Raw genomic sequence first — 15,045 nt, 5'->3', positions numbered from 1 at the left:
GGGCAATTTTTGCCCCATGGAGAAACGGCATGAACCAAGAGGTCATGAATCTTTTCAATCCTCAGGTGCCTGTACAGGCATTCGATTCCATCCGGATTTCGATTGCCAGCCCTGAGAAGATTCTGTCCTGGTCATACGGTGAGATCAAGAAGCCGGAGACGATCAACTACCGCACATTCAAGCCTGAGCGGGATGGTCTCTTCTGTGCTCGGATCTTCGGGCCGATCAAGGACTATGAATGCTTGTGCGGCAAGTACAAGCGCATGAAATACAAGGGCATCATCTGCGAAAAGTGCGGCGTGGAAGTAACGCTGTCGCGCGTTCGCCGTGAGCGCATGGGCCATATCGAACTCGCAGCCCCGGTTGCGCACATCTGGTTCCTGAAGTCTCTGCCAAGCCGTATCGGCACATTGCTCGACATGACCCTCAAGGGCATCGAGCGCGTTCTCTATTTCGAGAACTACATCGTGACCGAACCCGGCCTGACATCTCTGAAAGAGCATCAGCTGCTTTCAGAGGAAGAATACATGATCGCTGTCGATGAGTTCGGTGAAGATTCCTTCACGGCACTGATCGGCGCGGAAGCTATCCATGAGCTTCTGGCTTCCATGGATCTGGAGAAGATTGCCGGCGATCTGCGTGAAGAGCTGGCGACAACGACTTCGGATCTGAAGCAGAAGAAGCTGATGAAGCGTCTGAAGATCGTCGAAAACTTCCTGGAATCGGGTAACCGTCCGGAATGGATGATCATGAAGATCGTTCCGGTCATTCCGCCGGACCTGCGCCCGCTTGTTCCGCTGGATGGCGGCCGCTTTGCGACGTCCGATCTCAACGACCTCTATCGTCGTGTGATCAACCGTAACAACCGTCTGAAGCGCCTGATCGAACTGCGCGCACCTGGCATCATCATCCGCAACGAGAAGCGCATGCTTCAGGAATCGGTTGATGCACTGTTCGACAACGGCCGCCGCGGCCGCGTCATCACCGGTGCCAACAAGCGTCCGCTGAAGTCGCTGTCCGACATGCTCAAGGGCAAGCAGGGCCGCTTCCGTCAGAACCTGCTCGGCAAGCGCGTCGACTATTCCGGCCGTTCGGTCATCGTGACCGGTCCGGAACTGAAGCTGCACCAGTGCGGTCTGCCGAAGAAGATGGCGCTCGAACTGTTCAAGCCGTTCATCTATGCCCGTCTCGACGCCAAGGGTTATTCCTCGACCGTCAAGCAGGCGAAGAAGCTGGTTGAAAAGGAAAAGCCGGAAGTCTGGGACATCCTTGACGAGGTCATCCGCGAGCACCCGGTTCTCCTGAACCGTGCGCCGACGCTGCACCGTCTTGGCATCCAGGCGTTCGAACCCATCCTGATCGAAGGCAAGGCAATCCAGCTGCATCCGCTCGTCTGTACCGCTTTCAACGCGGACTTCGACGGTGACCAGATGGCTGTTCACGTTCCGCTTTCCCTGGAAGCGCAGCTTGAAGCCCGCGTTCTGATGATGTCGACGAACAACATCCTGCACCCTGCAAACGGTCTGCCGGTTATCGTTCCGTCGCAGGACATGGTTCTGGGCCTGTACTATCTGTCGATCGTTGCGGCGAAAGAGCCGGGCGAAGGCATGGCTTTTGCCGATATCGGTGAGCTGCATCACGCCATTGGCAGCGGTGCCGTCACCCTGCACACCAAGATCAAGGGCCGCTTCAAGAGCATTGATGCGGACGGCAAGCCGACGTCGAAGATTTTCGACACGACGCCTGGCCGCATGATCATCGGTGAGCTGCTGCCGAAGCACCACAACGTGCCTTTCGACATCTGCAACCAGGAAATGACCAAGAAGAACATCTCCAAGATGATCGACACGGTCTATCGCCATTGCGGACAGAAAGAGACGGTCATTTTCTGCGATCGTATCATGCAGCTCGGCTTCAGCCACGCTTGCCGTGCCGGTATTTCCTTCGGCAAGGACGACATGGTCATTCCGGAAACCAAGGCGAAGCTCGTTGCCGAGACCGAAGCTTTGGCGACCGAATACGAACAGCAGTACAATGACGGCCTGATCACCCAGGGCGAGAAGTACAACAAGGTCGTCGACGCTTGGGGCAAGTGCACCGAGAAGGTCGCTGACGAAATGATGGCCCGCATTAAGGCTGTCGAGTTCGATCCTGTCACTGGCCGCCAGAAGCAGATGAACTCGATCTACATGATGTCGCACTCGGGTGCCCGTGGTTCGCCGAACCAGATGCGCCAGCTGGGTGGCATGCGCGGACTGATGGCCAAGCCTTCGGGCGAAATCATCGAAACGCCGATCATTTCGAACTTCAAGGAAGGCCTGACCGTGAACGAGTACTTCAACTCGACCCACGGTGCGCGTAAGGGTCTTGCCGATACCGCCTTGAAGACGGCCAACTCCGGTTACCTGACACGCCGTCTCGTCGACGTCGCGCAGGATTGCATCGTCATCTCGGTGGATTGCGGCACGACAACGGGCCTCACCATGCAGCCGATCGTTGATGCCGGTCAGGTCGTTGCGACCATTGGCCAGCGTGTTCTCGGCCGTACGGCGCTCGAAGACATCCTGCATCCGTTGACGGGTGACGTTCTGGTTACCGGCGGCAACATCATCGACGAGTTCGATATCGATGCCATCGAAAAGGCGGGCGTCCAGTCCATCCGCATCCGTTCGGCTCTCACCTGTGAGACCCGTGGCGGCATCTGCGCCAAGTGCTACGGCCGCGATCTGGCCCGTGGTACGCCGGTCAATCAGGGTGAAGCTGTCGGCGTTATCGCCGCTCAGTCGATCGGTGAGCCAGGCACGCAGCTGACGATGCGTACGTTCCACCTTGGTGGTACGGCGCAGGTTGTGGATCAGTCGTTCCTCGAAGCCAGCTATGAAGGCACGGTGCAGATCCGTAACCGCAATGTGGTTCGCAACTCCGACGGCCATCTGGTTGTCATGGGCCGTAACATGGCTGTTGTCATTCTTGATGCGACAGGCAAGGAACGGGCGACACACCGCGTCACCTACGGTTCGCGCATCTATGTCGATGACGGCGATACGGTTAAGCGCGGCCAGCGCGTTGCCGAGTGGGATCCTTATACCCGCCCGGTCATGACGGAAGTCGAAGGTCATGTCGAATTCGAAGACATGGTCGACGGTCTCTCCGTTTCGGAAACGACGGACGAGTCCACCGGTATCACCAAGCGCGTGGTCATCGACTGGCGTTCGACACCGCGCGGTTCGGACCTGAAGCCTTGCATCGTCGTCAAGGACAAGGCCGGCAAGGTTCTGAAACTGGCAAAGGGCGGCGATGCACGCTTCCAGCTGTCGGTTGAATCGATCCTTTCGGTTGAGCCTGGCTCGCACGTGAAGGCGGGTGACGTTCTTGCCCGTATCCCGATGGAAAGCGCCAAGACCAAGGACATCACCGGTGGTCTGCCGCGCGTTGCGGAACTGTTCGAAGCACGCCGTCCGAAGGACCACGCGATCATCGCCGAAATCGATGGTACGGTTCGTTTTGGCCGCGACTACAAGAACAAGCGCCGCATCGTCATCGAACCGAACGACGAGACGCTCGAGCCAGTTGAGTATCTGATCCCCAAGGGCAAGCCTTTCCATCTTCAGGATGGCGATGCGATCGAAAAGGGCGATTACATCCTCGACGGCAACCCGGCACCGCATGACATTCTGGCCATCAAGGGCGTGGAAGCACTCGCTTCGTATCTCGTCAATGAAATCCAGGAAGTCTATCGTCTGCAGGGCGTTCTGATCAACGACAAGCACATCGAAGTGATTGTCCGCCAGATGCTGCAGAAGGTCGAAATCACCGAATCCGGTGACACTGGCTTCATCGCCGGTGACCATGTCGACCGGATCGAGCTGGACGAGATCAACGAACGTCTCGAGGAAGATGGCAAGAAGCCAGGTTACGGTACTCCGGTTCTCCTGGGTATCACCAAGGCTTCGCTGCAGACGCCGTCGTTCATCTCGGCTGCGTCCTTCCAGGAAACGACACGCGTCCTCACGGAAGCTGCCGTCGCCGGCAAGATGGATGCGCTGCAGGGCCTGAAGGAAAACGTCATCGTTGGCCGTCTGATCCCGGCTGGTACGGGTGGAACGGTCAAGCAGATCCGCCGCATTGCCGGTGCCCGCGACGAGCTGATCATCGACGAGCGCCGCAAGGAAAGCGGAGCCGGTGCTGCCAAGGTCGACGCCATGCTGACCGACATGACAGGCACTCCGGCCGAATAAGCCGGTTGCACACAACGACATTGAAAAGGCCGCCTTTCGGGGCGGCCTTTTTGTTTGGGCTATGAGGTGAATGCTGATGGGCAGGTGGGCGTAGTGCCAGCCCCTCTAGTTCATTGGTCAAACTCGATCAGCGCGGCCTGGCCGGTGAGGGCGGTCTTCCAGGCGGAGAGGTGGGGTTCTTCCTCCGGCTCGCTTGTCAGCGTGCCGATCTCAAGGAGTTCAGCCTCTTCATAGCCTTCATTGGCCAGAATCTGCAGGGCGGTTTCAACCAGCCCGTCGGCATCGTCGTTCATCAGGAGAACATGCACCTGCAGCGGCTCTTCCTCGCCTTTCTTCCAGACGTCGGCAACGATGAGGTGGACCGGCTTTGAGTCGGCAGGGGCAGTGGACATGTTAATGATTCCCGAATCTGTGTGTTACAAGCCATAAGACTAGCCAAAATGGCCGCAGGCGTCTCGCCAAAGCCTTAAATCTCTGTGCACGATGCGAAAGATTGCTTGAATTCGCGCTCTTTACGCGAAACAATCTTACCATCAGGCCGCAAAGCGCCCCAAAACGCTCCAAACCTTAATAAAATTTGGTGTTCAGGCTTGACGTGGAGCAGGGGACAAAGTATCAGCAGCACATCTGAGCCGATGTGAGATTGGCTGTTTCGGAGCGACACGCTCTGGAGTTCATCTCAAACAGGGTTCGTTTTACGATCGAAATGCAATTTGCCGCTCGCATGAAGCTCTTAAGGCTTCCTCTGCTTTTATTCGGGCAACCACCCTCGCGGTGGTTTAGTTGCCCGAATTCGTGCATGAGCATGGCGCTGAAGCGGCCCTGACGGGCGAAGATACGAGATTTGTGAAAGAGGGAAGGTTGAATGCCTACCGTAAACCAGTTGATCCGCAAGCCGCGCACTGCGCCGGTAAAGCGCAATAAAGTTCCTGCCTTGCAGGAAAACCCGCAGAAGCGCGGCGTTTGCACCCGCGTCTACACGACGACCCCGAAGAAGCCGAACTCGGCTCTGCGTAAGGTTGCCAAGGTGCGTCTGACGAATGGCTTCGAAGTTATCGGATACATTCCGGGTGAAGGCCACAACCTTCAGGAACACTCTGTCGTGATGATCCGCGGCGGCCGTGTCAAGGATTTGCCGGGCGTTCGTTACCACATCATCCGTGGTGTTCTCGATACGCAGGGCGTCAAGAACCGTAAGCAGCGCCGTTCCAAGTACGGTGCAAAGCGTCCGAAGTAAGATTTTCCGGGACTTTGGCCACCAGGTAGGTCAACCCGATGCAGATAAGAGACAAAAAGTATGTCCAGACGCCATAGTGCAGAAAAGCGTGAGATCAACCCGGATCCAAAGTTCGGCGATCTCGTTCTGACGAAGTTCATGAATGCAGTCATGCATCATGGCAAGAAGTCGATCGCTGAGCGTATCGTTTACGGTGCGCTTGAGTCGGTTGAAGCCAAGAGCAAGCAGGAGCCGGTTGCCCTGTTCCATCAGGCCCTCGACAATGTTGCGCCGCACGTTGAAGTGCGCTCGCGCCGTGTTGGTGGTGCAACATACCAGGTTCCGGTCGATGTTCGTCCAGAGCGTCGTCAGGCTCTTGCCATCCGTTGGCTGATCAATGCTGCTCGCGGTCGCAATGAGACCACGATGATTGATCGCCTGTCCGGCGAACTCCTGGATGCGGCAAACAACCGTGGCTCGGCTGTGAAGAAGCGTGAAGACACGCATCGCATGGCAGAAGCCAACCGCGCATTCTCGCATTACCGCTGGTAATCGTCGAAACCCTATTCTTGAAGGCACCATATCATGGCCCGCGAATATAAAATCGAAGACTACCGTAATTTCGGTATTATGGCGCACATCGACGCCGGCAAGACGACGACGACCGAGCGTATTCTTTATTACACCGGCAAGTCGCACAAAATCGGTGAAGTCCATGATGGCGCTGCAACCATGGATTGGATGGAGCAGGAGCAGGAGCGTGGCATCACGATCACATCCGCTGCAACCACCACCTACTGGACAGGCCGCGATGGCAAGAAGCGTCGCTTCAACATCATCGACACGCCAGGTCACGTCGACTTCACGATTGAAGTCGAGCGCTCGCTGCGCGTTCTCGACGGTGCGATTGCTCTGCTCGATGCCAATGCCGGCGTAGAGCCGCAGACGGAAACCGTTTGGCGTCAGGCTGAGAAGTATCATGTTCCGCGCATGATCTTCGTCAACAAGATGGACAAGACCGGCGCCGATTTCGATCGCTGCGTTGAAATGGTCAAGACCCGTCTTGGTGCCAAGGCTGTTGTCATGCAGCTGCCGATCGGTGCAGAGACAGAATTCAAGGGCGTCGTCGATCTGATCGAAATGAAGGCTCTGGTCTGGCGCGATGAGCAGCTGGGTGCGCAGTGGGATGTCGTTGAGATCCCTGCTGATCTGCAAGCCAAGGCTGAAGAATACCGCGAAAAGCTGATCGAAGCTGCCGTTGAAGTCGATGAAGCTGCGATGGAAGCGTATCTGGAAGGCAACATGCCTGACAATGACGCTCTGCGCGCTCTGATCCGCACCGGCACCTGCCGTGTTGAATTCCACCCGGTATTCTGCGGTTCGGCCTTCAAGAACAAGGGCGTACAGCCTCTGCTTGATGGTGTTGTTGAATACCTGCCTTCGCCGGTTGACGTTCCTTCGATCAAGGGTATCGACCCGAAGACCGATGGCGAGACAACCCGCAAGTCTTCGGATGAAGAGCCTCTGTCGATGCTCGCATTCAAGATCATGAACGATCCGTTCGTTGGTTCGCTGACTTTCTGCCGCATCTATTCCGGCAAGCTGACCAAGGGTGTTTCGCTCGACAACACAGTCAAGAACAAGCGCGAACGTATCGGCCGTATGCTGCAGATGCATTCCAACTCGCGTGAAGACATTGAAGAAGCGTTTGCCGGCGACATCGTTGCTCTGGCAGGCCTGAAAGAAACAACGACAGGTGACACGCTCTGCGATCCGCTGAAGCCGGTTATCCTGGAACGCATGGAATTCCCCGATCCGGTTATCGAAATCGCGATCGAGCCGAAGACCAAGGCCGACCAGGAAAAGATGGGCATTGCGCTGAACCGTCTTGCTGCTGAAGATCCTTCATTCCGCGTCAAGTCGGATGAAGAGTCGGGTCAGACAATCATCGCCGGCATGGGCGAACTTCATCTCGACATTCTCGTTGACCGTATGCGTCGCGAGTTCAAGGTCGAGGCGAATGTTGGTCAGCCGCAGGTTGCCTACCGCGAATCGATCACACGCAAGAAGGAACAGGACTACACCCACAAGAAGCAGTCGGGTGGTTCGGGTCAGTTCGCTCGCGTCAAGATCATCTTCGAACCCCACGATGGCGACGATTTCATCTTCGAATCGAAGATTGTCGGCGGCTCTGTACCGAAGGAATACATTCCGGGCGTTCAGAAGGGTATTGAAAGCGTCATGGGTGCGGGTCCGCTCGCAGGCTTCCCGATGCTCGGCGTGAAAGCCACGCTGATCGACGGTGCCTACCATGATGTCGACTCGTCGGTTCTGGCATTCGAAATCGCAGGCCGTGCGGCATTCCGCGAAGCTGCCCGCGAAGCCGGTGCCCAGCTGCTCGAGCCGATCATGAAGGTCGAAGTTGTAACGCCTGAAGATTATGTCGGTGACGTAATCGGCGATCTGAATTCACGTCGTGGTCAGATTTCGGGTACCGAAGCCCGTGGCATTGCTACGGTCGTCAATGCAAACGTGCCGCTGGCCAACATGTTTGGTTATGTGAACACGCTGCGTTCGATGAGCCAGGGTCGTGCACAGTACACGATGCAGTTTGATCACTACGAACCTGTTCCGACAGCAGTCGCACAGGAAATTCAGAAGAAGTTTGCGTAACCCTGACGGTTGCGCGTGACAGTTGAGTTAAGCCTGAGCAGGCGAACATATAACGGAGAGCTCAGATGGCTAAGAGCAAGTTTGAACGTAACAAGCCGCACGTCAACATCGGCACGATTGGTCACGTTGACCATGGCAAGACATCGTTGACGGCAGCGATTACGAAGTATTTCGGAGAGTTCAAGGCGTACGACCAGATCGACGCGGCACCGGAAGAAAAGGCGCGCGGCATCACCATTTCGACGGCACACGTCGAGTACGAGACGGCAGCGCGCCACTACGCGCACGTCGATTGCCCCGGCCACGCCGACTATGTGAAGAACATGATCACCGGTGCGGCGCAGATGGACGGCGCGATCCTGGTTGTATCGGCAGCCGACGGCCCGATGCCGCAGACGCGCGAGCACATCCTGCTGGCCCGTCAGGTTGGCGTTCCGGCGATCGTGGTTTTCCTGAACAAGGTCGACCAGGTTGACGATGCCGAGCTTCTGGAACTGGTTGAACTGGAAGTGCGCGAGCTTCTGTCGAAGTACGACTTCCCGGGCGACGATGTGCCGATCGTCAAGGGTTCGGCGCTGGCCGCACTGGAAGATTCCAACAAGGAAATCGGCGAAGACGCGGTGCGCGCGCTGATGGCGGAAGTCGACAAGTACATCCCGACGCCGGAGCGTCCGGTTGACCAGCCGTTCCTGATGCCGATCGAAGACGTGTTCTCGATCTCGGGTCGTGGCACGGTTGTGACGGGCCGCGTTGAACGCGGTATCGTCAAGGTTGGTGAAGAAGTTGAAATCATCGGCATCAAGCCGACGACGAAGACGACGGTGACCGGCGTTGAAATGTTCCGCAAGCTGCTCGACCAGGGCCAGGCCGGCGACAACATCGGCGCGCTGATCCGCGGCGTTGGCCGTGAAGACGTCGAGCGCGGCCAGATCCTTGCCAAGCCAGGTTCGGTCAAGCCGCACACGAAGTTCAAGGCAGAAGCCTACATCCTGACGAAGGACGAAGGTGGCCGTCATACGCCATTCTTCTCCAACTACCGTCCGCAGTTCTACTTCCGCACGACCGACGTGACGGGCGTGGTGACGCTGCCGGAAGGCACGGAAATGGTCATGCCCGGCGACAACATCTCGGTTGATGTGACGCTGATCGTGCCGATCGCAATGGAAGAGAAGCTGCGCTTCGCTATCCGTGAAGGTGGCCGCACCGTCGGTGCAGGCATCGTCGCTTCGATCATTGAATAATATTAAGGTTTTATGCAGAGGCGCCTGCTATAGGCGTCTCCGCTAAACAAGGAAAAGATGAAATGAACGGTCAAAACATCCGCATTCGCCTCAAGGCGTTTGATCATCGGATCCTTGACGATTCGACGCGGGAAATCGTGTCGACTGCCAAGCGTACCGGTGCCAATGTGCGCGGACCGATCCCGCTTCCTACACGGATCGAGAAGTTCACAGTAAACCGCTCGCCGCACATCGACAAGAAGAGCCGCGAACAGTTCGAGATGCGCACTCATAAGCGTCTTCTCGATATCGTAGACCCAACCCCGCAGACAGTAGACGCGCTGATGAAGCTCGATCTTTCCGCTGGTGTTGATGTCGAGATCAAGCTGTAAGGCTTGAGGACGGAAGGACGAACCGATGCGTTCAGGTGTAATTGCACAGAAGCTGGGCATGACTCGCGTCTACAATGACGCAGGCGAGCATGTACCTGTGACAGTTCTTCGTATGGAGAATTGCCATGTCGTGGCTCAGCGTACAGTCGAGAAGAATGGCTACACAGCTGTTCAGCTCGGTGTTGGACTGGCCAAAGTAAAGAATACAACGCAGGCATTGCGCGGTCATTTCGCGAAGGCCTCCGTTGAGCCAAAGGCGAAAGTGGCTGAGTTCCGCGTTTCTGCCGACAACCTCTTGGATGTCGGTGTTGAGATCACGGCCGAACATTTCGTTGCTGGTCAGAAGGTTGATGTGACGGGTACGTCGATCGGTAAAGGTTTTGCCGGTTCGATGAAGCGCCACAACTTCGGTGGTCACCGCGCCACACACGGTAACTCGGTAACACACCGCGCTCACGGTTCGACCGGTCAGCGTCAGGATCCGGGTAAAGTGTTCAAGGGCAAGAAGATGGCCGGTCACATGGGTCAGACCCGCGTGACGACCCAGAACATCGAAGTCGTTTCGACGGATCTGGATCGTGGTCTTATTCTCGTTCGTGGTGCTGTTCCTGGCTCCAAGGGTGCATGGATCCTGGTACGCGATGCCGTCAAGGTAGCGCTGCCGGCAACTGCCCCCAAGCCAGCTGGTGTTCGCCAGGCCGCAAACGCCGCAGCAGCTGTGTCTGATGCAGAAGTAGCTCAGACGACTGAGGGAGCCGTATAATGGATCTCACAATTACAACACTTGAAGGCAAAGACGCCGGCAAGGTGAAGCTCTCGGAAGAGATTTTCGGCCTTGAGCCACGCGACGACATCCTTCAGCGCATGGTCCGTTACCAGCTCGCCCGCAAGCAGCAGGGAACACACAAGGCAAAGGGTCGTTCGGAAATCGCACGCACCGGCGCCAAGATGTACAAGCAGAAGGGTACGGGCCGCGCCCGTCACCATTCGGCACGTGCTCCGCAGTTCCGCGGCGGTGGTAAGGCGCATGGTCCGGTTGTTCACAGCCACGAACATGACCTGCCGAAGAAGGTACGCGCTCTTGCGCTCCGTCATGCCCTGTCTGCCAAGGTAAAGGCTTCCGAACTCATCATCATCGATGAGCTGGCCGCTACCGATGCCAAGACAAAGGTACTTGTTTCGCAGTTCGCCAAGCTGGGCTTCGAAAATGCGCTTCTCATCGGCGGTGCCGAGATTGATGCGAATTTCCGTCGCGCTGCTTCGAACATCCCGAACATCGATGTTCTGCCAATTCAGGGCATCAATGTTTATGACATCCTGCGTCGCGGCAAGCTCGTGCTTTCCAAGGCTGCAGTTGAAGCTCTCGAGGAGCGTTTCAAATGACCGATCTTCGCCATTACGACGTGATCGTCAGCCCGGTTATCACCGAAAAGTCGACCCTGGTTTCCGAACATAACCAGGTCGTCTTCAACGTGGCCCGCAAGGCAACGAAGCCGGAAATCAAGGCCGCAGTCGAAGCGCTGTTTCGCGTGAAGGTAACTGCAGTCAATACAGCTGTGCGCAAAGGCAAGGTGAAGCGGTTCCGCGGCATCGTCGGGCGCCAGAGTGATGTCAAGAAAGCTATCGTGACGCTTGCCGAAGGGCAGTCGATCGATGTTTCGACTGGTCTCTGAGGGGCCGTGGAGTAAAGACAATGGCACTCAAACATTATAATCCAACCACACCAAGCCAGCGTCAGCTGGTCATCGTGGACCGCTCGGAGCTCTACAAGGGCAAGCCTGTCAAGGCGCTGACCGAAGGTCTTCATTCAAAGGGTGGTCGTAACAACTCCGGTCGCGTGACTGCACGCTACCAGGGTGGTGGTCACAAGCGCACATACCGCTTTGTAGATTTCAAGCGCCGCAAGCATGACGTGGCTGCCAAGGTTGAACGCCTTGAATACGATCCGAACCGGACCGCATTCATTGCTCTCATCCGCTACGAAGACGGTGAGCTGAGCTACATCCTGGCTCCGCAGCGTCTGGCTGTCGGCGACAGCGTTATCGCTGGCGCACAGACGGACGTGAAGCCAGGCAATGCGATGCCATTGTCGTCGATCCCGGTCGGCACCATCATCCACAATGTGGAGATGAAGCCAGGCAAGGGCGGTCAGATCGCCCGTTCCGCCGGTACCTATGCGCAGCTCGTCGGCCGCGACCAGGGCATGGCAATCCTTCGCCTGAATTCGGGTGAACAGCGCCTCGTCCACGGTTCGTGCTTCGCCACGGTCGGTGCAGTATCCAATCCTGACCATGGCAACATCAGCCTTGGTAAGGCCGGCCGCAGCCGTTGGCTTGGCAAGCGCCCGCACGTTCGCGGTGTTGCCATGAACCCGGTTGATCACCCGCACGGTGGTGGTGAAGGTCGTACGTCAGGTGGTCGTCATCCTGTTTCTCCGTGGGGCAAGCCCACGAAGGGCAAGAAGACGCGCTCCAACAAGTCGACGGACAAGTTCATCGCTCGTTCGCGTCATCAGCGCAAGAAGTAAGAGAGGTAGTCTGAAATGGCTCGTTCAGTTTGGAAAGGCCCGTTCATCGATGGCTATCTTCTCAAGAAGGCTGAGAAGGTACGTGAGGGCGGTCGCAGTGAAGTTATCAAGATCTGGAGCCGTCGCTCCACGATCCTGCCACAGTTCGTCGGTCTGACCTTCGGTGTGTACAACGGTAACAAGCATGTGCCGGTTTCGGTCAACGAAGAGATGATCGGACACAAGTTTGGTGAATTCGCTCCGACGCGTACCTATTACGGTCACGGCGCGGACAAGAAAGCGAAGAGGAAATAAAGATGGGCAAGGCTAAGGCTCCGCGCCAGCTTAAGGACAACGAGGCGAAAGCCGTTGCCCGTACGCTCCGTATCAGCCCTCAGAAGCTAAATCTGGTGGCTGCTTTGATCCGTGGCAAGAAGGTTAACGCCGCTCTTGCCGATCTGGAATTTTCGCGCAAGCGGATTGCAGGGACGGTGAAAAAGACTCTCGAATCAGCTATCGCCAACGCAGAGAACAACCATGACCTGGATGTTGATGCTCTGGTTGTTGCTGAAGCCTACGTTGGCAAGTCAATCGTGATGAAGCGTTTCCATGTTCGTGGTCGCGGTCGTGCAAGCCGGATCGAGAAGCCATTCTCGCATCTGACGATCGTTGTCCGCGAAGCTGAGGAAAAAGGGGAGGCCGCATAATGGGCCAGAAGATTAATCCGGTTGGCTTCCGCCTTGGCATCAACCGGACCTGGGACTCGCGTTGGTACGCGAACACAGGTGAATACGGCAAGCTGCTGCATGAAGACCTGAAGATCCGCAAGTATCTGATGGACGAGCTGAAGCAGGCTGCCATTTCCAAGGTGGTGATCGAGCGTCCGCACAAGAAGTGCCGCGTGACGATCCATGCTGCCCGTCCGGGTCTGATCATCGGCAAGAAGGGCGCCGATATCGAGAAGCTGCGCCGCAAGCTGTCAGAAATGACAAACGCGGAAACAGCGCTCAATATCGTTGAAGTCCGCAAGCCGGAAACAGATGCAGTCCTGGTTGCGCAGTCCATCGCTCAGCAGCTGGAACGCCGTGTTGCATTCCGCCGTGCCATGAAGCGTGCCGTTCAGTCGGCCATGCGTCTTGGTGCAGAAGGCATTCGTATCAATTGCTCGGGTCGTCTCGGCGGCGCGGAAATTGCGCGTATGGAATGGTACCGCGAAGGTCGCGTGCCTTTGCATACACTTCGTGCCGATATCGACTACGGAACTGCTGAAGCACACACCGCCTACGGCATCTGCGGCGTCAAGGTCTGGGTATTCAAGGGCGAGATCCTTGAGCATGACCCAATGGCCTCCGAACGTCGCGCTGTTGAAGGTGATGGTCATCAGGGTCAGAACCGTCGCCGCGAAAACGCTTAAAATAGCGTCTTTCCGGAAAGAGAATTTTGGAGTAGAGAACAATGCTGCAGCCTAAGCGCACAAAGTTCCGCAAGCAGTTCAAGGGCCGTATCCACGGCGCGTCGAAAGGCGGCACGGATCTTAATTTTGGTGCTTTCGGCCTGAAGGCCCTCGAGCCGAACCGCGTTACCGCGCGTGAGATCGAAGCCGCTCGCCGTGCAATTACCCGTCACATGAAACGTGCCGGCCGTGTGTGGATCCGGATTTTCCCGGATGTGCCCGTAACATCGAAGCCTACCGAAGTCCGCATGGGTAAAGGTAAGGGTTCCGTGGACTACTGGGCATCTCGTGTAGCACCAGGCCGCGTCATGTTTGAACTCGACGGCGTTCCGGAAGATGTGGCTCGTGAGGCTCTTCGCCTTGGTGCTGCCAAGCTTTCGGTCAAGACGCGCTTTATTCAGCGCATCGCAGAATAAGGGGTGGATGCTATGAAATCCGCAGAAGTCCGGGCCTTGAGCCTCGATCAGTTGAATGAAGAGTTGGCTACGCTGAAGAAAGAGCAGTTCAACCTGCGCTTCCAGAAGGCGACTGGCCAGTTGGAAAAAACCGCACGTGTCCGGCAGATCCGCCGTGATATCGCGCGCATCAAGACAGTCGCCCGCCAGAAAGCGGTCGAGAGCAAGGCTTAAGGAAGAAAACCATGCCTAAACGCATTCTGCAGGGCGTTGTCGTCAGCGACAAAAACGACAAGACCGTCGTGGTCAAGGTCGAGCGGCGCTATTCGCACCCGCTCCTCCAGAAGACTGTGCGCCAGTCCAAGAAGTACAAGGCGCACGACGAGAATAACCAGTTCAAAGTCGGCGATGCCGTTTCCATCCAGGAATCGAAGCCGATTTCGAAAGACAAGCGTTGGGTTGTCGTTACAGACGCCCCAGCAAGTTAATATTAATTATCTGTATGTAAGTACGCAACAATCGCGAGGGGCAAGGAAAGCCCAGTCCGGTTGAACAAGAAGAAGGCGGCTAGTCATGATTCAGATGCAAACAAACCTCGACGTCGCGGATAATTCCGGCGCACGTCGTGTCATGTGCATCAAGGTGCTGGGCGGCTCGAAGCGGAAATATGCTTCGGTCGGCGACATTATTGTCGTTTCGATCAAGGAAGCAATTCCGCGCGGCCGTGTTAAAAAAGGTGACGTGATGAAGGCGGTGGTTGTTCGTACCGCCAAGGATATCCGTCGCGCGGATGGGAGCGTTATTCGTTTCGACAAGAACGCCGCCGTCCTGATCGACAACAAGAAAGAGCCTATCGGCACGCGTATCTTCGGACCGGTTCCGCGCGAACTCCGCGCAAAGAGCCATATGAAGATCATCTCGCTGGCTCCAGAAGTACTCTAAAGGAGCAGAC

The 15,045-nt window shown here is 56.7% G+C and carries 18 protein-coding genes; 17 read left to right on the top strand and 1 reads right to left on the bottom strand.

Going from position 1 to position 15,045, the window contains the following annotated elements:
• Positions 1–29: 29 nt before the first annotated feature.
• A complete protein-coding gene (gene rpoC, locus ACZ5FP_RS12800) occupies positions 30–4,238 on the top strand; it encodes a DNA-directed RNA polymerase subunit beta' (RefSeq protein WP_223613256.1) in 4,209 nt (1,402 codons plus the stop codon).
• Between the two features lie 110 nt (positions 4,239–4,348).
• Here the strand turns inward: rpoC and ACZ5FP_RS12795 are convergent, their stop codons facing one another.
• Positions 4,349–4,630 (bottom strand): hypothetical protein, encoded by a 282-nt coding sequence (locus tag ACZ5FP_RS12795; RefSeq protein ID WP_346306317.1) that lies wholly within the window; start codon positions 4,628–4,630, stop codon positions 4,349–4,351.
• A 473-nt stretch (positions 4,631–5,103) separates the two neighbouring features.
• Here ACZ5FP_RS12795 and rpsL point away from each other — a divergent pair, with 473 nt between their 5' ends.
• The 16 genes from rpsL (at position 5,104) to rplN (ending at position 15,035) form a co-directional block, all read left to right on the top strand.
• Positions 5,104–5,475, top strand: coding sequence for a 30S ribosomal protein S12 (gene rpsL, locus ACZ5FP_RS12790; protein ID WP_008121760.1), 372 nt, complete (start codon positions 5,104–5,106; stop codon positions 5,473–5,475).
• A gap of 60 nt (positions 5,476–5,535) precedes the next feature.
• On the top strand, positions 5,536–6,006 hold the full coding sequence (gene rpsG, locus ACZ5FP_RS12785; RefSeq protein ID WP_105732683.1) for a 30S ribosomal protein S7: 471 nt from the start codon (positions 5,536–5,538) through the stop codon (positions 6,004–6,006).
• Between the two features lie 33 nt (positions 6,007–6,039).
• Complete coding sequence (gene fusA, locus ACZ5FP_RS12780; protein WP_403174869.1) at positions 6,040–8,127, top strand: elongation factor G; 2,088 nt, start codon at positions 6,040–6,042, stop codon at positions 8,125–8,127.
• 65 nt (positions 8,128–8,192) lie between these two features.
• Positions 8,193–9,368 (top strand): elongation factor Tu, encoded by a 1,176-nt coding sequence (tuf, locus tag ACZ5FP_RS12775; protein WP_105732669.1) that lies wholly within the window; start codon positions 8,193–8,195, stop codon positions 9,366–9,368.
• Positions 9,369–9,430: 62 nt separating this feature from the next.
• Positions 9,431–9,739 carry a 30S ribosomal protein S10 gene (gene rpsJ, locus ACZ5FP_RS12770; RefSeq protein ID WP_008124902.1) on the top strand — a complete coding sequence of 103 codons (309 nt, stop codon included), beginning with the start codon at positions 9,431–9,433 and terminating at the stop codon, positions 9,737–9,739.
• 25 nt (positions 9,740–9,764) lie between these two features.
• Positions 9,765–10,502, top strand: coding sequence for a 50S ribosomal protein L3 (gene rplC / locus ACZ5FP_RS12765; protein WP_105732685.1), 738 nt, complete (start codon positions 9,765–9,767; stop codon positions 10,500–10,502).
• Positions 10,502–11,122: a 50S ribosomal protein L4 gene (rplD, locus tag ACZ5FP_RS12760; RefSeq protein ID WP_223613264.1), complete on the top strand. Its 621-nt coding sequence runs from the start codon at positions 10,502–10,504 to the stop codon at positions 11,120–11,122. The genes rplC and rplD overlap by 1 nt, the downstream gene beginning before the upstream one ends.
• Positions 11,119–11,412, top strand: a complete 294-nt coding sequence (locus tag ACZ5FP_RS12755) for a 50S ribosomal protein L23 (protein WP_223613265.1) — start codon at positions 11,119–11,121, stop codon at positions 11,410–11,412. The genes rplD and ACZ5FP_RS12755 overlap by 4 nt, the downstream gene beginning before the upstream one ends.
• Before the next feature lie 20 nt (positions 11,413–11,432).
• On the top strand, positions 11,433–12,266 hold the full coding sequence (gene rplB, locus ACZ5FP_RS12750) for a 50S ribosomal protein L2 (protein ID WP_112526650.1): 834 nt from the start codon (positions 11,433–11,435) through the stop codon (positions 12,264–12,266).
• Positions 12,267–12,281: 15 nt separating this feature from the next.
• The gene (gene rpsS, locus ACZ5FP_RS12745) at positions 12,282–12,560 is read left to right on the top strand and encodes a 30S ribosomal protein S19 (protein ID WP_008124912.1); all 279 of its coding nucleotides are present in this window, start codon (positions 12,282–12,284) and stop codon (positions 12,558–12,560) included.
• 2 nt (positions 12,561–12,562) lie between these two features.
• On the top strand, positions 12,563–12,952 hold the full coding sequence (rplV, locus tag ACZ5FP_RS12740; RefSeq protein ID WP_008124914.1) for a 50S ribosomal protein L22: 390 nt from the start codon (positions 12,563–12,565) through the stop codon (positions 12,950–12,952).
• Positions 12,952–13,659, top strand: coding sequence for a 30S ribosomal protein S3 (gene rpsC, locus ACZ5FP_RS12735; RefSeq protein WP_105732689.1), 708 nt, complete (start codon positions 12,952–12,954; stop codon positions 13,657–13,659). The genes rplV and rpsC overlap by 1 nt, the downstream gene beginning before the upstream one ends.
• 41 nt (positions 13,660–13,700) lie before the next feature.
• Positions 13,701–14,114 (top strand): 50S ribosomal protein L16, encoded by a 414-nt coding sequence (gene rplP / locus ACZ5FP_RS12730; RefSeq protein ID WP_091877000.1) that lies wholly within the window; start codon positions 13,701–13,703, stop codon positions 14,112–14,114.
• A 12-nt stretch (positions 14,115–14,126) separates the two neighbouring features.
• Entirely contained in the window at positions 14,127–14,327 is a 201-nt protein-coding gene (gene rpmC / locus ACZ5FP_RS12725; protein WP_105732690.1) for a 50S ribosomal protein L29, read from the top strand.
• Between the two features lie 11 nt (positions 14,328–14,338).
• On the top strand, positions 14,339–14,581 hold the full coding sequence (gene rpsQ / locus ACZ5FP_RS12720; protein WP_099999158.1) for a 30S ribosomal protein S17: 243 nt from the start codon (positions 14,339–14,341) through the stop codon (positions 14,579–14,581).
• A gap of 85 nt (positions 14,582–14,666) precedes the next feature.
• Entirely contained in the window at positions 14,667–15,035 is a 369-nt protein-coding gene (rplN, locus tag ACZ5FP_RS12715) for a 50S ribosomal protein L14 (RefSeq protein ID WP_008124924.1), read from the top strand.
• Positions 15,036–15,045: the final 10 nt, after the last annotated feature.

Source organism: Phyllobacterium sp. T2-21 (assembly GCF_055378485.1).
Note: the sequence above shows the minus strand (reverse complement) of the source record. Positions and strands in the feature narration are given on the sequence as shown.